The organism is Streptomyces sp. NPDC045778, from assembly GCF_056431945.1.
The window spans coordinates 210,879-229,540 of sequence record NZ_JBWKJZ010000011.1 but is presented as its reverse complement, the minus strand read 5'-3'; the positions used below and the strand labels follow the sequence as shown (position 1 = coordinate 229,540).

The 18,662-nt window shown below is 72.5% G+C and carries 17 protein-coding genes and 1 pseudogene; 9 read left to right on the top strand and 9 right to left on the bottom strand.

What is annotated here, in order from left to right; translation table 11 throughout:
• Positions 1–41: 41 nt before the first annotated feature.
• A complete protein-coding gene (locus AC07GB_RS16875; protein WP_478845988.1) occupies positions 42–1,280 on the top strand; it encodes a threonine aldolase family protein in 1,239 nt (412 codons plus the stop codon).
• Here the strand turns inward: AC07GB_RS16875 and AC07GB_RS16870 are convergent.
• On the bottom strand, positions 1,240–1,476 hold the full coding sequence (locus tag AC07GB_RS16870) for a hypothetical protein (protein WP_478845986.1): 237 nt from the start codon (positions 1,474–1,476) through the stop codon (positions 1,240–1,242). The genes AC07GB_RS16875 and AC07GB_RS16870 overlap by 41 nt on opposite strands.
• A gap of 278 nt (positions 1,477–1,754) precedes the next feature.
• On the opposite strand from AC07GB_RS16870, the gene AC07GB_RS16865 reads away from it, so the two are divergent.
• Positions 1,755–2,864 carry a DUF5937 family protein gene (locus tag AC07GB_RS16865; protein ID WP_478845984.1) on the top strand — a complete coding sequence of 370 codons (1,110 nt, stop codon included), beginning with the start codon at positions 1,755–1,757 and terminating at the stop codon, positions 2,862–2,864.
• Positions 2,865–2,917: 53 nt separating this feature from the next.
• Here AC07GB_RS16865 and AC07GB_RS16860 read toward each other — a convergent pair whose 3' ends face one another.
• Together AC07GB_RS16860 and AC07GB_RS16855 are read right to left on the bottom strand one after the other, a co-directional pair.
• Positions 2,918–3,592 (bottom strand): response regulator transcription factor, encoded by a 675-nt coding sequence (locus AC07GB_RS16860; RefSeq protein WP_478845982.1) that lies wholly within the window; start codon positions 3,590–3,592, stop codon positions 2,918–2,920.
• Positions 3,593–3,719: 127 nt separating this feature from the next.
• Entirely contained in the window at positions 3,720–4,922 is a 1,203-nt protein-coding gene (locus tag AC07GB_RS16855) for a sensor histidine kinase (RefSeq protein ID WP_478845981.1), read from the bottom strand.
• 105 nt (positions 4,923–5,027) lie between these two features.
• On the opposite strand from AC07GB_RS16855, the gene AC07GB_RS16850 reads away from it, so the two are divergent.
• Positions 5,028–6,077 carry an SAM-dependent methyltransferase gene (locus AC07GB_RS16850; protein ID WP_478845979.1) on the top strand — a complete coding sequence of 350 codons (1,050 nt, stop codon included), beginning with the start codon at positions 5,028–5,030 and terminating at the stop codon, positions 6,075–6,077.
• On the opposite strand, the gene AC07GB_RS16845 is transcribed toward AC07GB_RS16850, so the two are convergent.
• Positions 6,042–7,184, bottom strand: a complete 1,143-nt coding sequence (locus AC07GB_RS16845) for an NADH-quinone oxidoreductase subunit D (RefSeq protein WP_478846100.1) — start codon at positions 7,182–7,184, stop codon at positions 6,042–6,044. The two genes, AC07GB_RS16850 and AC07GB_RS16845, sit on opposite strands and share 36 nt — an antisense overlap.
• 114 nt (positions 7,185–7,298) lie before the next feature.
• Here AC07GB_RS16845 and AC07GB_RS16840 point away from each other — a divergent pair, with 114 nt between their 5' ends.
• Together AC07GB_RS16840 and AC07GB_RS16835 are read left to right on the top strand one after the other, a co-directional pair.
• The gene (locus AC07GB_RS16840; RefSeq protein WP_478845977.1) at positions 7,299–7,811 is read left to right on the top strand and encodes a PH domain-containing protein; all 513 of its coding nucleotides are present in this window, start codon (positions 7,299–7,301) and stop codon (positions 7,809–7,811) included.
• Between the two features lie 71 nt (positions 7,812–7,882).
• Positions 7,883–9,157, top strand: a complete 1,275-nt coding sequence (locus tag AC07GB_RS16835) for a PH domain-containing protein (protein ID WP_478846098.1) — start codon at positions 7,883–7,885, stop codon at positions 9,155–9,157.
• Positions 9,158–9,182: 25 nt separating this feature from the next.
• Here AC07GB_RS16835 and AC07GB_RS16830 read toward each other — a convergent pair whose 3' ends face one another.
• From AC07GB_RS16830 to AC07GB_RS16815, 4 genes are all read right to left on the bottom strand, one after another.
• On the bottom strand, positions 9,183–10,175 hold the full coding sequence (locus tag AC07GB_RS16830) for a hypothetical protein (RefSeq protein WP_478845975.1): 993 nt from the start codon (positions 10,173–10,175) through the stop codon (positions 9,183–9,185).
• 159 nt (positions 10,176–10,334) lie between these two features.
• Entirely contained in the window at positions 10,335–11,294 is a 960-nt protein-coding gene (locus AC07GB_RS16825; protein ID WP_478845973.1) for an ABC transporter substrate-binding protein, read from the bottom strand.
• Between the two features lie 98 nt (positions 11,295–11,392).
• Positions 11,393–12,073: an ABC transporter permease gene (locus AC07GB_RS16820; protein ID WP_478845971.1), complete on the bottom strand. Its 681-nt coding sequence runs from the start codon at positions 12,071–12,073 to the stop codon at positions 11,393–11,395.
• Positions 12,070–12,810, bottom strand: coding sequence for an ABC transporter permease (locus AC07GB_RS16815; RefSeq protein ID WP_478845969.1), 741 nt, complete (start codon positions 12,808–12,810; stop codon positions 12,070–12,072). Before AC07GB_RS16815 ends, AC07GB_RS16820 begins: the two co-directional genes overlap by 4 nt.
• 308 nt (positions 12,811–13,118) lie before the next feature.
• On the opposite strand from AC07GB_RS16815, the gene AC07GB_RS16810 reads away from it, so the two are divergent.
• The gene (locus tag AC07GB_RS16810; protein ID WP_478845967.1) at positions 13,119–14,276 is read left to right on the top strand and encodes an ABC transporter ATP-binding protein; all 1,158 of its coding nucleotides are present in this window, start codon (positions 13,119–13,121) and stop codon (positions 14,274–14,276) included.
• 97 nt (positions 14,277–14,373) lie between these two features.
• Here AC07GB_RS16810 and AC07GB_RS16805 read toward each other — a convergent pair whose 3' ends face one another.
• Entirely contained in the window at positions 14,374–15,507 is a 1,134-nt protein-coding gene (locus AC07GB_RS16805) for an alpha/beta hydrolase (protein WP_478845965.1), read from the bottom strand.
• Between the two features lie 281 nt (positions 15,508–15,788).
• Here AC07GB_RS16805 and AC07GB_RS16800 point away from each other — a divergent pair, with 281 nt between their 5' ends.
• The 3 genes and pseudogenes from AC07GB_RS16800 to AC07GB_RS16790 all read left to right on the top strand — a co-directional run.
• Positions 15,789–17,606, top strand: coding sequence for a phosphatidylglycerol lysyltransferase domain-containing protein (locus AC07GB_RS16800; RefSeq protein WP_478845963.1), 1,818 nt, complete (start codon positions 15,789–15,791; stop codon positions 17,604–17,606).
• A 30-nt stretch (positions 17,607–17,636) separates the two neighbouring features.
• The gene (gene folP / locus AC07GB_RS16795; RefSeq protein ID WP_478845961.1) at positions 17,637–18,536 is read left to right on the top strand and encodes a dihydropteroate synthase; all 900 of its coding nucleotides are present in this window, start codon (positions 17,637–17,639) and stop codon (positions 18,534–18,536) included.
• A pseudogene (locus tag AC07GB_RS16790) lies at positions 18,533–18,652 on the top strand (nuclear transport factor 2 family protein); the annotation flags it as partial. The gene folP and the pseudogene AC07GB_RS16790, both read left to right, overlap by 4 nt.
• Positions 18,653–18,662 lie beyond the last annotated feature (10 nt).

Below are 18,662 nucleotides of genomic sequence, written 5' to 3'. Positions count from 1 at the left end.
AGGCTGTGGGCATTCGTACGACCGCGCGGGATGATCTGTGGATGACCGCAGATGACGCGCGGGACGACGCGCCCGCCCCGCAGGAGATCACCGAGGCGGCCGGGCCGGGAGCCCAGAACGGACCCGACGCCCCCAGCGCCCTCAGCGCCTCCGCCGGCTCCGACGAGCAGGCCCGGCGCATCGCGGCAGCGCGGGGCGCCCGGCGCCTCCTCGCCCGCCCCCCGACGACGGTCCGGCTCGGTGAGCGCCTCACCGCCCTCGCCGCGGGCGCGGCGGACGTCACGGACCTCGACGGCCCCACGGACATGTACGGCGACGGCGTGGTCGCCGACCTGGAGGACGAGGTCGCGCGGCTGCTCGGCAAGGAGGCGGCCGCGTTCTTCCCGACCGGCACGATGGCGCAGCAGGTGGCGCTGCGCTGCTGGGCGGGCCGCACCGGCAACGCGACGGTGGCCCTGCACCCGCGCTCCCACCCGGAGGTTCACGAGCGGGGTGCCCTGGTCACGGTGAGCGGCCTGCGCACGGTGCACCCCACGGACGCCCCGCGCCCGCTCACCGCCGATGAGGTACGGGACTTCGAGGAGCCCTTCGGCACGCTGATGCTCGAACTGCCCCTCAGGGAGCCCGGTTTCCTGCTGCCCACGTGGGACGAGCTACAGGAAGTGGTGGCCGCGGCACGGGAGCGGGACGCCGTGGTCCACTTCGACGGCGCCCGGCTGTGGGAGTGCACGACGCACCTCGGCCGCTCCCTTCAGGAGATCGCCGGACTCGCGGACAGCGTGTACGTGTCGTTCTACAAGTCCCTGGAGGGCATCGCGGGCGCCGCGCTCGCAGGGCCGGAGACGCTCGTCGAGGAGGCCCGGGCCTGGCGGCACCGCTACGGAGGGCTCGGTTTCCAGCAGTTCCCGACGGCCCTTTCGGCGCTGCTCGGCCTGCGGAACGTGCTGCCGCGCCTGCCGGAGTACGTCGCCCACGCGCGCGTGGTCGCCGACGCGCTGCGCGAGGCGCTGACGGCCTCCAGGGTGCCGTGGTCGCGCGTGCACCCGGAGCCGCCGCACACCCACCAGTTCCAGGTGTGGCTGCCGTACCCGCCCGATGTGCTGAACGAGGCGGCTCTGGCGCAGGCCGAGGAGACGAAGACCCTGCTGTTCTGGCGCTGGTTCCCGGACGGCCCGCCCGGCCTGTCCGTCACGGAGGTCACCGTGAACGGGCCGGGCCTGGCGTGGACCGCCGACGACGTCAGGGAAGCGGTCGAGGACTTCGTACGCCGCCTCCCCTGAGGCCGTGCAGGAACCGGTGGAGGGCGGCCCTGAGGCGCCCGTGCGCGGAGCGTTCGTGGATCACGGCCTGGAAGCGGCCGTAGTCGCGCACCTCGCGCACGACCTGCCAGTCGTGGACGCCGGGCGCGGGCGGCGCGGGCGTGCCGTGCTGGGCGGCGCGGTAGCTGTCGAGCAGGAACTGCTGGGTGATGCTCATGACGTACGACCTTTCATGTCAAAGGGTACTTATCGGGCAGCGCGAAGACGTCGGAACCCATCGGGCGTTCGCGGACTTCACGAACTTCTTGAGGAGTGAGGAGGGGGAGGCGGGGAGGGAACGGGCCGAGGAGGACGGCCCCGGCGGAGCGGGGCGGCGACATCGGCGCCCCGGCGATGACTCAAGCCTGCGCCAGGCCCCCGGGCCAGGTCTCCTCGATTGACGTCAGTCGTCAATCGGCGGCGGCGATGTCAGTGGCCGGGTGCACCATGGGGACCATGAGCGTGAGCATCGACATCACCGGCCTGGCGCCGGAGCGGGTCCATGTCGTGCCCTCGCCCCTCGCCGAGCTGGGCATGGCGCTGCACGCGCTGTCCGAGACCGGCCACCACCCGGGGCTGCAGGGCTGGGCGACGGCCGTCACCGCACGCCTGGACCAGAGCCTCGCGGACCGCCTGTGCGAGGCGGACTTCCTGTGGCGCACGACGTTCTCGGACGTCTTCGCGCCGTTCGCGGGCATCCCCGGCAAGCGCGCCCTGCCCGGCGCCACGCTCGCCGAGGAGCTGGACCAGCTGGACAAGCTGACGGACGAGCAGTTCGTGGACGCCGCCCTGGAGTTCACCTGCCAGCTCGCCTACGACCAGAACCGCGTGACGGACCCGCTGAACGATGCGGAGATGCGCCGCCACGCCCTGGAGCTTGCCGCCGCCCGGGGCGAGCACCAGGTGGCGTTCACCGAGCGGCTCCTGGACGACCCGCCCGCCGTGCGCGCCTGGTTCCGCCAGCTCATGCAGGACTGCGACGAGGCGTTCTTCTCCGACACCTGGGCCCGCCTGAGCCACCAGCTCGCCGCGGACGCCCGGCACAAGACCGAGCTGCTGCGCCGCAAGGGCCTCGGGGAGGCCCTGAAGGCGATGTCCGGGGCGGTGACCCTGGACGAGGAGGCCCGGCGGATCACGGTCGACAAGATGGCGTCGGGCCACACCAGGACGGCCGAGGGCGGCCTCGTCCTGGTGCCGACCAGCCTCGGCTGGCCGCACGTGATGGTCCTGCACCGCTATGGCTGGCAGTCCTCGATCACCTACCCCATCAGGTCCCCCGGCCTGACCGAGCCCGCCTCCGTGGAGCAGCTCACCCGCCGCATGGCCGCGCTCTCGCACCCGGTGCGGATGCGCCTGTGCCGCCACCTGGCCCGCGGCGCCTACACCACGGGTGAGCTGGCGGACGCCCACGGCATGACGGCTCCGGAGATATCCCGGCACCTGAGCGTCCTGAAGAAGGCCGAGCTGATCACCACGCGCCGCCGCGGCCGGTATGTGCAGCACCAGCTGGACCTGGGCGTGGTCTCACGGCTCGGCAGCGAGTTCATCGAGGGCGTGCTCCGGTAGGGCCCACCCGGGGCCCCGGGGTGCCGGCCCTCGCCGCCCCCGCCGCGGAGGCGTCAGCCCCCGCCGCCGCCCGCCCGCACCAGGCCCGTCTCGTACGCGAGCACCACGACCTGCACCCGGTCCCGCAGCCCCAGCTTGGTCAGGATGCGGCCCACGTGGGTCTTCACGGTCGCCTCGGACAGCACCAGGCGCGCCGCGATCTCGCCGTTCGAGAGGCCCTGGGCGACGAGCACCATGACCTCGCGCTCGCGCTCGGTGAGCCGCTCCAGGCCCTTGTGCTGCGGCTGTCCCGACGTGCCCGGCAGCATCGGCGCGAAGCGGTCGAGCAGGCGCCGCGTCGTGGACGGCGCGACCACCGCGTCACCGCTGTGCACGGCCCGGATCGCGGCCAGCAGCTCGCCGGGCGGCACGTCCTTGAGCATGAACCCGGACGCGCCCGCCTTCAGGCCGGAGAAGGCGTACTCGTCGAGGTCGAAGGTCGTCAGGATCAGCACCTTCGGCGGGTTGGGGTCGGAGCAGATGCGGCGCGTCGTCTCCACGCCGTCCAGCTTCGGCATGCGCACGTCCATCAGGACCACGTCGACCGCGGTGGCCCGCAGCACCTGCAAGGCCTCCACGCCGTCGCCCGCCTCGGCGACGACGTCCATGTCCGGCTGGGCGGCGAGGACCATCCGGAATCCGGTGCGCAGGAGCACCTGGTCGTCGACGAGCATCACGCGGATGGACATCACACGGTCCCTTCGGGGTGGATCAGCGGCAAGAACGTCGGGCAGAGCGGTCGGGAGCGGCCCGAAGAGGCACTCCACCAGCGGAGTCAACCACGGCCGCGCGGTCCCGACGCATCGGTGACAGGTGTCAGTGTGCGGGTTTGAGCGGCAGCAGCGCGCTGATGCGGAATCCGCCCCCCGGCCGCGGGCCCGCGTCCAGGGTGCCGCCGACCATGCCGACGCGCTCGCGCATGCCGATCAGGCCGTGGCCGCTGCCGTCCGCGCCGCCGTCCTCGTACAGCTCGTGCGGGGCGCCCTTGCCGTCGTCCTCGACGAGCAGCCCGAGGCCGTCGTCGAAGTAGACGAGCCGGACGCTGGCCCCGGCGTTCTCACCGCCGTGCTTGCGGGTGTTGGTGAGGGCCTCCTGCACGATGCGGTACGCGGTCAGCTCCACGCCGCTGGGCAGCGGGCGCGGGGTGCCCTCGACCTTGAAGTCGACCGGCAGGCCCGCGCCGCGCACCTGCTCGATCAGCTCGTCGAGCTGCTCGACGTCCGGCTGCGGGACGTACTCCCCGCTCTCCTCGGGCTCGCCGGTGCGCAGCACGCCCAGGAGCCTGCGCATCTCCGCGAGCGCCTGGCGGCCGGTGCCGGAGATCGTCGCGAGGGCCTGCTTGGCCTGGTCGGGCGCCGCGTCCAGGACGTACGCGGCGCCGTCGGCCTGGACGACCATCACCGACACGTTGTGCGCGACGACGTCGTGCAGCTCGCGGGCGATGCGCGCCCGCTCGGCCGCGACCGCGACCTTGGCCTGTGCCTCGCGCTCCCTCTCCAGGCGGGCGGCGCGCTCCTCCAGCTGCGCGAAGTAGGCGCGGCGGGTGCGGATCGAGTCGCCGAGGACCCACGCGAGGGCGAACGGCACGACCATGAAGACGGTGTAGAGCACATTGCCCCACGTCCCGGTCGACGGCTCCGGCCAGCGCATCTGCGACAGCGGGGCGGCCGCGAGACCGCCGGTGAGGGCGAACCGCGAGGCCCACTTGGGGCCGTCGGCCGCCGCCGTGTAGATGATCACGAGCATCGCGAAGTTCGCCGCGTTCGGCGCCACGTCGCCCGCCATCTGCGCGACGCCGATCACCGCGGCGAGCACGAGCATGTGCTCCGTGAACCGGCGGCGCAGCGCCACCACCAGGCACAGGCCGAGGACGACAGGGAGCGCCAGAAGCGTCACGTCCTGGGTCCGCGCGTCGGCGGCGGCCACCACGCTCAGCCCGGAGATACCGAGGAGGACGAACGCCCAGAAGGCGTCGACCCCCGTCGGGTGCCTGCGGAGAAAGTCATAGAGGCGCTGCACGTAACCCAGCGTAGGCATCCGGTCCGGGCCCCCGGGTCAACCCGAGGTGCGATCCGTACGGCCGTCTCGTACTCCCCAAGGTGGAGGCCGCATAGCCTTCTCGCCGTGAGACACGAGGCACAGCGAGCGGCAGGGCGCCCCGCACGGGGCTGGCGGGAGGCCACCGAGGAGGCCCTGTACGGGCCGCAGGGCTTCTACCGCCGCCCCGAGGGGCCGGCGGGCCACTTCCGCACCTCCGTGCACGCCTCGCCCCTGTACGCGGCCGCTGTGGCCCGGCTCCTGCGCCGCGTGGACGCCGCGCTCGGGCACCCGCGGGAGCTGGCGTTCGTGGACGTGGGCGCGGGCCGGGGCGAGCTGACGGCGGGCGTCCTCGCGGAGCTGCCCGCCGAGGTGGCGGCCCGCACGCGCGCGTACGCGGTGGAACGCGCCGCGCGCCCCGAAGACCTCGATCCGCGCGTCCGGTGGTGTGCCGCGCCGCCCTCCGGGGTGAGCGGCCTGCTCTTCGCCAACGAGTGGCTCGACAACGTCCCCCTGGACGTCGCCGAGACCGCGCCCGACGGCTCGGTGCGCCGGGTCCTCGTCCACGAGGACGGCACCGAGGAGCTGGGCGGCCCCGTGACGGGCCCCGACGCCGACTGGCTGGCCCGGTGGTGGCCCCTGGGCACCGAGCCCGGCCTGCGGGCGGAGATCGGCAGCCCCCGGGACGCGGCCTGGGCGGACGCCGTGGCGACGCTGGACCGGGGCCTCGCGGTCGCCGTCGACTACGCGCACACCCGGGACGCGCGCCCGCCCTTCGGGACGCTGACGGGCTTCCGCGAGGGCCGGGAGACCGCGCCCGTGCCCGACGGCGACCGCGATGTCACCGCCCACGTGGCCCTCGACGCCTGCGCCCGGCCCGGCGGGCACCTGCTCACCCAGCGGGCCGCCCTCGCCGCCCTGGGGGTGAGCGGCGGCCGTCCGCCGCTGGCCCTGGCCTCCGCCGACCCGGCCGCGTACGTACGCGCCCTCACGCGCGCGGGAGAGGCCGCCGAGCTGACCGCGCGAGGCGGGCTCGGCGACTTCGGCTGGCTGGTGCAGCCGGTGGGCATCGCAGACCCGCTGCCCGCCGATGTCACCGGCCTACTTGTCGATGTCGCCGACCACGAAGAACAGTGACCCCAGGATCGCCACCATGTCGGCGACCAGCTGCCCCGGCAACAGCTCGGTGAGCGCCTGGATGTTGTTGTACGACGCCGAGCGGAGCTTGAGCCGGTACGGGGTCTTCTCACCCTTGGACACCAGGTAGTAGCCGTTGATGCCGAGCGGGTTCTCCGTCCACGCGTACGTGTGGCCCTCGGGGGCCTTGAGGACCTTCGGCAGGCGCTGGTTGATGGGCCCCTGGGGCAGCTCGACGATCCGGTCCAGGCAGGCGTCCGCGAGGTCGAGCGCGTTGTGCGTCTGCTCCAGGAGGCACTCGAAGCGCGCCAGACAGTCACCCTCCTCGCGGGTGACCACCTTCAGGACGTCACCCAGCTCCCCGTACGCCAGATACGGCTCGTCGCGGCGCAGGTCGAAGTCGACACCGGAGGCACGGGCGATGGGTCCGCTCACCCCGTAGGCGTGCACCGCCTCTTCGGAGAGCACGCCAACCCCGCGCGTGCGCCCCCGGAAGATCTCGTTGCCGAGCACCAGACGGTCGTACACGTCCATGCGGGACCGCACCGAGGCGACGGCCGTACGCGCGCGGGTGGTCCAGCCGGCGGGCAGGTCCTCCTTGAGGCCGCCGACCCGGTTGAACATGTAGTGCATCCGGCCGCCGGAGATCTCCTCCATGACGTTCTGGAGTTCCTCGCGCTCCCGGAAGGCGTAGAAGACCGGCGTGATGCCGCCCAGTTCCAGCGGGTACGAACCGAGGAACATCAGGTGGTTCAGCACGCGGTTCAGCTCGGCGAGCAGCGTGCGCGTCCACACCGCGCGCGGGGGCACCTCCATGCCGAGCATCCGCTCGACGGCCAGCACCACGCCCAGCTCGTTCGAGAACGCCGACAGCCAGTCGTGGCGGTTGGCCAGCATCACGATCTGCCGGTAGTCGCGCGCCTCGAAGAGCTTCTCCGCGCCCCGGTGCATATAGCCGATGACCGGCTCCGCGTGCTCGATGCGCTCGCCGTCCAGGACGAGGCGCAGGCGCAGCACACCGTGTGTGGAGGGGTGCTGCGGGCCGATGTTCAGCACCATGTCGGTGCTCTCGGCGGCGCCGCCGACCCCGACCGTCGTCTCGGTCAGCTCGGTACCCGCCGCGGTCCGCGTCTTCCTGTGCTCCGTCGTGGGGCTCATGCGCACAGTCTGACGCACGGGCGCGGCCACGCCACTGTCAGCTGCCGTACGTAGGCTTGAGGCATGGAAACGGGGACGGGGGCGTCGGGTACGGCGCCGGGAGCGGACGCGGGCGAGCCCGTGTGGACGGGGCTGCCGCGCGGGCTGCTGAAGATGCGCCGGCTGCTGCTCTTGGTCTGGCTGGTGCCGGTCGCGGTGGCGCTCGGAGTGCTGCTCGGCCTGTTCGCCGGACCCGCCTGGGCCGTCCTCGCGGTCCTTCCGCTCGCCCTCGCGGCCTGGAGCTGGGTCCTCCTGGAGCGCAACTGGCGGTCTTGGCGGTACGCGGAGCGGGCGGACGACCTGCTCATCAGCCGCGGCGTGCTGTGGCGCGAGGAGACGGTCGTGCCGTACGGCCGCATGCAGCTCGTCGAGGTGACCTCAGGGCCCGTGGAGCGGTACTTCGGTCTCGCCGGCGTCCAGCTGCACACCGCTGCCGCCGCCACGGACGCCCGCATCCCCGGCCTCGACCCGCAGGAGGCCGAGCGCCTGCGCGACCGCCTCACCGAGCTGGGCGAGGCCCGATCGGCGGGGCTGTGACCGGGGAGCCGGCCCCGGCGCCGCGCGAGGAGGCCGCGCCCGGGCCCCGCGCGGGCTCGCGGGAGCGGCGGCTGCATCCCGTGACGCCGCTGCGGCGGGCCTGGGCGCCCGTCGCCGTGCTCACGGGCTGGGCCTTCCACGACCCGGACGGCGCCCAGCGCCGCATGGCCGACATGACCGCCACCTCGCTCGCCCTGGTCGCCACGGCGGTCCTCGTCGGCGGCTCCCTGTACGGCTTCCTCAGCTGGTGGTACACCCACTTCGCGGTCACCGACACCGAGCTGCGGATCCGTACGGGCCTGGTGTTCCGGCGCACCGCGCACATCCGGCTCGACCGGCTCCAGGCCGTCGACCTGACCCAGCCGCTCGCGGCCCGCGTCGTCGGCGTCACCAAGCTGAAGCTGGACGTGGTCGGCACGGACAAGAAGGACGAGCTGGCCTATCTCAGCGAGCGCGACGCCTCCGCGCTGCGTGCCGAACTCCTCGCGCGGGCGGCCGGTTTCGCCCCCGAGACGGCCCACGAGGTCGGCGAGGCGCCCTCGCGGCAGCTGCTGCACGTGCCGCCGCGCATGCTCGCCGTCTCCGTCCTGCTCACCGGCGCGCCCTGGCTGCTCCTGCTCGCCACGCTCGTCGTCCCGACCGTGCTCTGGTTCCTCACGCACAGCCTGTGGACGGTCGTCGCGACCGGCATCCCCATGCTCGGCGGCGCGTTCGCCAGCAGCGTCGGCCGCTTCGTCGGGGAGTACGACTGGACGGTCGGCGAGTCCCCGGACGGTCTGCGTCTGGACCACGGGCTGCTCGACAAGGCGCACGAGACGGTGCCGCCCGGCCGCGTGCAGACCGTACGGCTCGTGGAGCCGCTGCTGTGGCGCCGGTTCGGCTGGGTGCGGGTCGAGCTGGACGTGGCCGGCTCGGCGAACGGCGTCCTCGTCCCCGTCGCACCGCGCGAGCTGGCCGAGTCGGTGATCGCGCAGGTCCTGCCGGGCGTGCGGGTGCCCGGCCCGGACGAGCTGTCCCGGCCGCCCGCGCGCGCGTCGTGGTGCGTCCCGGTGTGGTGGAAGGGGCACGGGCTCGCCGTCACCGACGCGGTGTTCGCCGCGCGGCACGGGCTGCTCCGGCGGCGCCTCTCCCTGGTGCCGCACGCGAAGGTGCAGAGCGTAAGGCTCGTGCAGGGGCCCTGGGAGCGGTTCAAGGGCGTCGCCGACGTGAAGGTGGACACCGGGGCGGGGCACACGGTGACGGCCCGGCTGCGGCCCTCACGGGAGGCGGCGGAGCTGTTGCGGGGGCAGGCGGAGCGGTCCCGCACGGGCCGCCGCGCCGCGCGCCCCGACCGCTGGATGGCCTGACCCACCCCGCCCTCCGCCCTCGCGGTCAGGCCCGGAGGGCTGTGCGGAGACCCTTCAGGTCGATCTGTTCCGTCTCGTCATGGGCCGTCAGGTCGATGACCTGGCCGACGCCACGCTCGGCGTCGGTCACCGCGTCCGACGGCTTGAACTCGGCCTCGGCCTCCGCCTTGTGCACCGCGAGGGCCTCCTCGCCCACGACGTCGGCGAGGTCCTCGTTCTGCACGGCGTCGAGCGCGGCCGGAGCCGTGGCCTTCGTACCGAAGAAGTCGAAGCCGCCCTCGCCCGCCGTCCTGCGGGCCCGCACCGGCGGTACGACGGCCGCCGCGGCCGGAACCATCAGCTGCGCGCCCGCCGCACGCTCGTGGCCGTCGGCCGCCTCGGGCTCGCTCGGCCCTTCGCCGTCCGTCTCGTCCTCGGCGGCCTCCGGCTCCGGCAGGGGCTCGGGCCGGGCCTCCCGCTGCACCAGGCGGTCGAGCGCCGCGGCGGCCCGCTCGTACAGCGAGGCCTCGGGCGTCTCGGCGGAGTCCTCCGCGGCTCCCGCGGGCAGCTCGCGCGTGGGGGCCGTGGCCCCGATGGCGAGCAGCCGCCGCCCTTCGAGGGCGCTGGCCCGCTCGGTCTCGGCCGTCGCGTAGCGGCGCAGCAGCGCCGCGTGCTCGTTGCGCAGCGCGGCCAGTTCCGCTCGCTTGGAGCGCAGCTTGTTCTCCAGCTTGGCGCGCAGCTCACGCGCCTCGTCGAGGTCGGACTCGCACTCCGCTATGCGCTCCTCGTACCGCCATTCCTCGCTCGCGCGCGCCCTGCTCAGCTCGGCGACCCGCTTGCCCGCGGCCCGGTCCCAGCGGCGCATGACGACCGAGCCCAGGACGGCGCTCGCGGCCGCGGCGGCGGCGAGCCCGCGCAGCACGACGGGTTCCGCGAACATCCAGGCGCCGCCGGCGCAGACGAGGGAGAAGCCTGCGACCGCCGAGGGAGGAAGCAGCCTGTGCAGTGGTGGGGAATGGCGGTGACGTCCACGTGGCATGGCCAGAAACTTACCGCGCGTAGGCGAAGTCTGGTGCCCCGCCCGCCAAAATCCCGGTGCCCCCACCGCAACTCCCCACCCTGCCGAGCCACTTCTTCTCCGACCGGTCACTCCACCGCCTCCGGCCGGATTCCGCAACCCGGCACGCGATCTCCGCGCTTACTTCTTGATCAGGCCCTTGGACTTCAGATAGTCCTTCGCGACATCGCCTTCCTTCTGGCGCTCCTCGTCGACCTTGCGGTTCAGTTCGATGAGGTCGTCCGTCGTGAGCGCCTTGGTGAGCTTGCCGAGCGCGTTGGCTATCTCCTTGTCGCCCGCCGACTTCTCGTTGACCACGGGAAGGATGTTGTCGGCGTTCTGGAGCTTCTTGTCGTCCTCGAGGATCACGAGGCCGAAGTTCTTCAGCGTCGCGTCCGTGGTGGTCGTCAGGACCAGTTGGTCCGTGCCGTTCTTCACGGCCTGCTTCGACTGGGTGGTGCCGACGCCCTTGGGGTCGATACCGGCGACGTCGATGCCGTACTTCGCCTTCAGGCCGGGGGCGCAGAACGGCCGCGTCTCGCATTCGTCACCGGCGGCGATCCTGACCTTCTCACCGGACTTGCCAAGATCAGAAAGCGTCTTGAGCTTGTGCTCCTTCGCGTAATCCGCGGTCACCGCGAACGCGTTCTGGTCGACCGCGTCACCGGCCGGAAGCACCTTGAGGCCACGCGGCTTCGCCAGCTCGGTCAGTTCGCGGACGGTCGCCCCGAGATCACTGGACGCGACCGGCTTCGCGTCCGAGCCGTTCTTCTTCAGGTTCAGGAATTCCGTGAGCGTGGCCGCGTATTCGGGGGCGACGTCGATGGAGCCCTTCTTCAGCTCCGGCTCGTACACCTCGCGGTTCTGCACGGTCTTCACCGAGGCGTCGTATCCGGCGTCCCGCAGCACGCCCGCGTACAGCTCGGCGAGCACCTTCTGCTCGGTGAACCGCGCCGAGCCCACCACGATCGAGCCCTTGCCGCCGGAGTCCTTGTCGTCCTCCAGGCTGTCCCCGCCGCACGCGGCGAGGCCCGCGCCCAGCGTCACGACGGCCACGGCCGTCCCTGCCATCCGTCGCGCGCGACGCGTTCTGCTGTTCATCGGTGAACCACCATTCGAGAGTTTCAAGATCACAAAGCAAGGGTGCGAGGAAGACGCGGGCCGAGATGCGAAGCGGGGCCCGAGGCTCCGTCAGGTGCTCAGGCGCGCATACGGGACCGCCCCCGCATCGGGTCGAAGGCCCACCCCAGCGCGACGAGCACACCCTCCACGACCAGGGCGAGCAGCGCCACCAGGAAAGCGCCCGCGACCACCTGCGGCGTGTTCTGCAAGTTGAACCCGGCCGTGATGATCCGGCCCAGGCCGCCCTCGCCCGCCATCGCGGCGAGCGTCGCCGTGGCGACGACCTGCACCGCGGCCGACCGCACCCCCGTCATGATCAGGGGGTACGCCAGCGGCAGCTCGACCCGGCCGAAGACCTGACGGCCGCTCATCCCCATGCCGCGCGCGGCCTCGACCACCGAGCGGTCCACTTCACGCATGCCCACGTACGCGTTCGTCAAGAGCGGCGGCACGGCGAACAGGACGAGGGCGATCAGCGTCGGCACGTCCCCGTGCTCGCCGAGCGGGGTGAGCGTGAGCAGGACGAGCACGGCGAGGGTCGGCACCGCGCGCCCCACGTTCGAGATGTTCACCGCGAGGGCGCCGCCCTTGCCGATGTGCCCGAGCAGCAGGGCGATCGGCAGCGCGATGGCGCACGACACGACGAGGCAGACCCCGCTGAAGTAGAGGTGCTCGGCGAGCCGGTGCCACACCCCCTTCTCGCCCTGCCAGTTGGCGGACGTGGTCAGCCATTCATAGGCACCGGATATCGCGTTCATACGGGCTCAGCCACCTTGCCCACACCAGGGGCCGCGTCCGCCTTGCGCGAGAAACGGCTCGTACGTATTCGATGGGCCCGGGTCCACGGGGTGAGCAGGCGCTGGAGGCCGAGCAGCAGCAGGTCGGCCACGAGCGCGAGCAGGACGCACAGCACGGACGCCGTGAGCACCTGGGCCTTGAACTGGGTGTCCAGGCCGTCGAGGATCATCGTGCCCAGGCCGCCCTTGTCCACGATGGCGCCGACCGTGGTGAGCGCCACCGTCGAGACCGTGGTGATGCGCACGCCGGCGAGCAGCGAGGGCAGCGCCAGCGGCAGCTCGACCTCCCACAGCAGCCGCAGCGGGCCGTACCCCATGCCCTTGGCGGCTTCCCGCGCCTCCTCGGGGACCGCGCGCAGACCCGCGAGGATGTTCCGCACGAGGATCGTCAGGGAGTACAGGACGAGGCCCGTGACCACGAGTGACGCGGACAGGCCGAAGAACGGGAGCAGCAGCGAGAACATCGCGAGGGACGGGATCGAGTACAGCACCGTCGTCACGCCGAGGATGGGCGCGGCGAGGAACCGCCAGCGCCGCGCCAGCAGGGCGAGCGGCAGCGACACCGCCACGCCTATCGCCACGGACACGGCCGTGATGCCGACGTGCTGCACCGTCGCGTCGATCAACTCCTCACTGCGCGAGCGGACGTACTCGCCGCAGATCCAGTCGTTCGTCACGAGACAGTTCCGCTTGCTCACCCGCCCCGCCTCCCCCGATTCCCCGAAGCCATGCCGATCGGGCGTGTGCTCCATCGCACACGCGCCGCGTGTCCTGTCGACCGCACGGGCCGACCCGGCGCGCGGACCGCGTGCGCCGGCCGCGCGCGGCCCCTCCACCCGGGCCCCGCACGGGCCGTGACACGTGCCCGAACACACACGTCCATCTGTCCCGCGACCCTAACGCCGAGCACTGACAATCGCCGAGACTCGTCGTGCGGGCGCAACACTGCCTTCACAGACGCGGGCGCACCATGGCCCTCTCAGCACACGCGCCACAATGGGGACTCATGATCCGGTTCGAGCATGTGACCAAGCGGTACGCGGACGGCACGACAGCCGTCGACGACCTGTCCTTCGAGGTCGACGAGGGTGAACTGGTCACGCTCGTCGGCCCTTCGGGCTGCGGCAAGACCACGACGATGAAGATGGTGAACCGGCTCATCGAGCCCACCAGCGGGCGCATATTCCTCGACGGCGACGACATATCGGACATCGACCCGGTCCAGTTGCGCCGCCGCATCGGCTACGTCATCCAGCAGGTCGGCCTGTTCCCGCACAAGACGGTCCTGGACAACACGGCGACCGTCCCGCACCTCCTCGGCGTCAAGCGCGGCAAGGCCCGTGAGCGCGCCGCCGAACTCCTCGACCTGGTCGGCCTCGACCCGTCCGTGTACGGCGACCGCTACCCCGAGCAGCTCTCCGGCGGCCAGCGCCAACGCGTGGGCGTGGCACGGGCGTTGGCGGCCGACCCGCCGGTTCTTCTGATGGACGAGCCGTTCGGCGCGGTCGACCCGGTGGTGCGCGAGCACCTCCAGAACGAGTTCCTGCGCCTTCAGCAGGCCGTGCGCAAGACCGTGTTGTTCGTCACGCACGACATCGAGGAGGCGGTCCGGCTCGGCGACCGCATCGCCGTCTACGGCCACGGCCGCATCGAGCAGTTCGACACCCCCTCGACCGTCCTCGGCGCGCCCGCCACGGAGTACGTCGCGGACTTCGTAGGGGCGGACCGGGGCCTGAAGCGCCTCTCGGTGACGCCGATCGAGGAGGGCGACCTGGAGCAGCCGCCGGTCGTGCACCTCGACGACGCGCTGCCCAAGGAGCTGGACGCCCGCTGGGCCGTCGTCCTGGACGGCGAGAACAACCTGCACGGCTGGATCTCCGCGGAGCACGCGCGCGTGGGCACCGGTACGGTCCGCGAGCATGCGCGGCGCATGGAGGCGTGGCTGCCGGTGGGCGCGAGCCTGAAGCAGGCGTTCTCCACGATGCTCCAGCACGACGCGGGGTGGATCGCCGTCATCGACGAGCACAGTGAGGGGCGGTTCCTCGGGGTGCTGACGCCCGCGCGGCTGCACGAGGCGCTGCGGCGCTCCACCGCGGCGGACGCGCTGGCCATCGCGCGCGGGGACGTGGAGCTGGAGAGCGTGGCTTCGGTCACGGGCGTCTGAAGCGCTCGCCCGGCACTCATGACCGCGCCCGCCCGCCCCGTCCTGCGAGACGGGACGGGGCGGGCGGGCGCAGGCGAAGAGAGGGCAGGCCGAGCGGTTACCGCACGTCCGAGCCGCCCGTCAGGCGCTCGCTCAGCCACACCAGGGACCCCGGGATCTCCCGCCGCCAGGTGTTGAAGTTGTGGCCGCCGCTGTCGAGGATCATCGACGAGACGCGCGTCGGCGGCTTCACCTTGTCGATGAACTTGAGGGTGTCCTTGTAGTTGCCCTCGCCCTTCTTGCTGCTGCTGAGCAGCAGGGAGGTCTTCGGGGGCGGCATGTGATCCAGGTACCACATGAGGTTGGCCTGGTTCTCCAGGTCCTTGTCCCCGTGGAAGAGGTTGCCCGTGGTGACGTCCTGGGCGGCCTTGTAGTACCCGGACAGGCTCGCCCCGGCGCCGTACACGTCGGGGTGGTGCATCGCGAGCTTCAGCGCGCAGTAGCCGCCCGTGGAGTCGCCGATGATGCCCCAGGAGTCGGGCTTCTTGCCGGCGCGGTAGTGCTGGGTGATGGCGTCCGGCAGGTCCCGGGCGAAGAAGGTCTCCGACTGCGGGCCGCCGGGGATGTCCACGCACTCGGTGTCGCGCGGCGGCGCCACGGTCGGCCGCAGCATGACCAGGATCATCGGCTGCATCTTGCCCTGGCGGACCTGCTTGTGGGCGGTCTGCGGGTAGTGCAGGCCCTTGATGAGCGCCTCGGCGGTGCCGGGGTAGCCGGTCAGGACGACGGCCGAGGGGAAGGTGCGGTGCTTGTACTGCGGCTGGAAGTACTCCGGCGGCAGGTAGACGTACGCGGGGCTGGCGATCTTCGAGTTCCGGCCCTGGACCTGGACCTTCTGGATCTGGCCGCCGATACGGGGCGTCTCGCCGCCGGGGACGTCCACGGTCTGCGTGTCCGTCACCTTGACCGGGCCCTTCTCGCCCTTGAGCACGTCGTGGTCCACGACCACGCCCTGCTCGGTCTCCTGCCCGAGGAGGTCCGCCCAGCTCGCGTAGAAGCCGAACGCCTGGTTCGTGTAGAGACCGATCGAGGCGAAGACCGCGACCTGCGTGGCGAGGAGCAGCCCGACGCGCCCGGTGATGGCGCGCCAGCTGCGGCGTGCGAGCCGCGGCCACAGCCAGATCGTGCCGATGAACAGCAGCACGGCCAGCGCGATCGCGAGTGCCAGCACTTTGTTGCTCGTGAGACCCATGGGAAGATCCTGCCTGCGCTTTCTGCCTGTTCACTCCCGGGGGCCGGAAGGGCGGGCTCCGGGACCGGGGCAGAGCCCTTGGTCCGGGTTTGGCCGGGGCTTTCCTCGGCCTTGCCATGCCTTTTCCGCCAGCTTTGAGCTGGTTTTCCGGTTCGGAGTGAACCCGTGTCCCCGAAGGACCGTCCTAGAGGGCGCAATATTGCCGGTTGCCGGATTTGGCACCGGATCGAAGCTCTCTCGCGGAACTACGGGATGCGATGTCTGTCAGGATAGATGGGGAAATGTCGGGTGCGGTTCCAGGAGGCAAGGGTGGGCTGCGCCGCATCCTCCGCGGCCCCCGCCCCGAAGCCGTCCCCGCCCTGGTCGCCAGAGCCTGTGCGCTGGTAGGGCTCCTGAACGTGGCGGCGGGGGTGTTCCCCCGCTTCCGCCACAGCCGTCTGCACACGTTCGCCGAGGTCCTGCCCGGTCTCTTCGGGCCGTTCGCCGCCGCGCTCGCGCTCAGCTGCGGCGTGCTCCTGCTGCTCCTCGCGCACGGCCTGCGCCGCAACAAGCGCCGGGCGTGGCGCGCCGCCGTGGTGCTGCTGCCACTCGGCGCCGTGGCGCAGTTCACATACCGGCACTCGTTCATCGGGGTGCTGATCCCGATCGCGCTGCTCGTGCTGCTGCTCCGGCACCGCCGTGAGTTCGCCGCGCTGCCCGACCCGCGCAGCCGCTGGCGGGCGCTCGCGAACTTCGTCGTGCTCGGCGCCGGGTCCCTCGCGCTCGGCCTGGTGATCGTCAGCGTGCACCCGGACAAGGTCGTGGGCGACCCCAGCATCTCCGAGCGCCTGATGCACGTCCTGTACGGCCTCTTCGGCTTCGAGGGCCCCGTCGACTACACGGGCCGCACCCCCTGGACCGTCGGCTTCTCGCTCGGCGCCCTGGGCCTGCTCACCGCCCTCACCACCATCTACCTGGCCTTCCGCCCGGAGCACCCGGCGGCGCGCCTCACCGAGGACGACGAGACCCAGCTGCGCGAGCTGCTCGCCAAGCACGGCGGCCGCGACTCGCTCGGCCACTTCGCGCTGCGCCGCGACAAGGGCGTGGTCTTCTCGCCCAGCGGCAAGGCCGCGGTCACGTACCGCGTCGTGTCGGGCGTGATGCTGGCATCCGGCGACCCCATCGGTGACGTCGAGGCCTGGCCGGGCGCGATCGAGCGCTTCATGGACGAGGCCAAGGCCCACTCCTGGACGCCCGCCGTCATGGGCTGCTCCGAGACCGGCGGCCAGGTGTGGACGCGCGAGACCGGCCTCGACGCCCTGGAACTGGGTGACGAGGCGGTGGTGGAGGTCGCGGATTTCTCCCTGTCCGGGCGCGCGATGCGCAACGTGCGCCAGATGGTCAAGCGGATCGAGCGCAATGGCTACGAGACGCGCGTACGGCGCATCCGTGACCTCGGCGAGCAGGAGCTGGAGCGCATCCAGCGGGCCGCCGACGACTGGCGGGGCACCGACACCGAGCGCGGCTTCTCCATGGCCCTCGGCCGCATCGGCGACCCCGCGGACGGCGACTGTCTGATCGCGACCGCCCACAAGACCGACGAACAGCCTGGCCCGTACGGCGACTTGAAGGCCGTGCTGCACTTCGTGCCGTGGGGCAAGGACGGCGTCTCGCTCGACCTCATGCGCCGCGACCGCAGCGCGGACCCGGGCATGAACGAGCTGCTCATCGTGGCCGCGCTCCAGGCCGCGCCGCAGCTGGGCGTCGCGCGCATGTCCCTGAACTTCGCGATGTTCCGCGCCGCCCTCGCGCGCGGCGAGAAGCTGGGCGCGGGCCCGGTCCTGCGGGCCTGGCGGGGCCTGCTCGTCTTCCTCTCGCGCTGGTTCCAGATCGAGTCGCTGTACAAGTTCAACGCCAAGTTCCAGCCCCGCTGGGAGCCGCGCTTCGTGGTCTACCGGTCCAGCCGTGACCTGCCCCGGATCGGCTTCGCGGCCATGCAGGCGGAGGGCTTCGTGACCCTCGCCCTGCCGCGGTTCCTGCGCCGCCGCACCGCGGGCCCCCGCCCCTGCCCGCACCAGTCGGCGCGGTCGGCCGAGCAGCACGAGGTCCGCGCGGCGTAACACCCGCGCACACGGGCCTAGGCTGGAGGCATGAGTACGTTGCGCGGGCGGGGATCGGTCGAGGGGCTCCCCCAGTGGGACCGCTGTGCGGTCATGGGCGTCGTGAACGTGACCCCGGACTCCTTCTCCGACGGCGGCCGCTGGTTCGACACCACGGCCGCCGTGAAGCACGGCGTCGACCTCGTCGCCCAGGGCGCCGACCTGGTCGACGTGGGCGGCGAGTCGACCCGTCCGGGCGCCCCGCGCGTGGACGAGGACGAGGAGCTGCGGCGCGTGGTGCCCGTGGTGCGGGGCCTGGCCGCCGAGGGCGTCACGGTGTCCGTGGACACCATGCGCGCCTCCGTGGCCCGCCAGGCGCTCGCGGCCGGCGCGGTGCTCGTGAACGACGTCTCCGGAGGCCTCGCCGACCCGGACATGGTCCCGGCGGTGGCCGCCGCGGGAGCGCCGTTCGTGGTGATGCACTGGCGCGGCTTCCTCACGGACATGCACGCCAAGCCGGTGTACGAGGACGTGGTCTCCGAAGTCGTCGACGAGATCCACGCGCGCGTGGAGGCCGCGATCGCGGGCGGCATCGCCCCGGAGCGGATCGTCATCGACCCGGGCCTCGGCTTCTCCAAGGACGCCGAGCACGACCTGGCGCTCCTGGCGCGCCTCGACCGGCTGCACGACCTCGGCCGGCCCGTGCTCGTCGCCGCGTCCCGCAAGCGCTTCCTCGGCCGGGTCCTCGCGGGCCCCGGCGGCTCGCCGCCCCCCGCCCGCGAGCGGGACGCGGCCACGGCCGCCGTCTCCGCGATCGCCGCGCACCAGGGCGCCTGGGCGGTCCGGGTGCACGAGGTACGGGCGACGGCGGACGCGGTACGGGTGGCGCGGGCGGTCACGGACGCGGCACGGGGCGCCGGGGGCGCGGCCGGAGCGGCGGGCACTCGGTGACACGCGCCAGCACGGACATCGAGCAGGTCGAGAGGGCGAACACCGCCTTCTACGAAGCGCTGGAGCGCGGCGACTTCGACGCGGTCACGGACCTCTGGCTCGACCCGGCCGACCTCGCGGACGGCA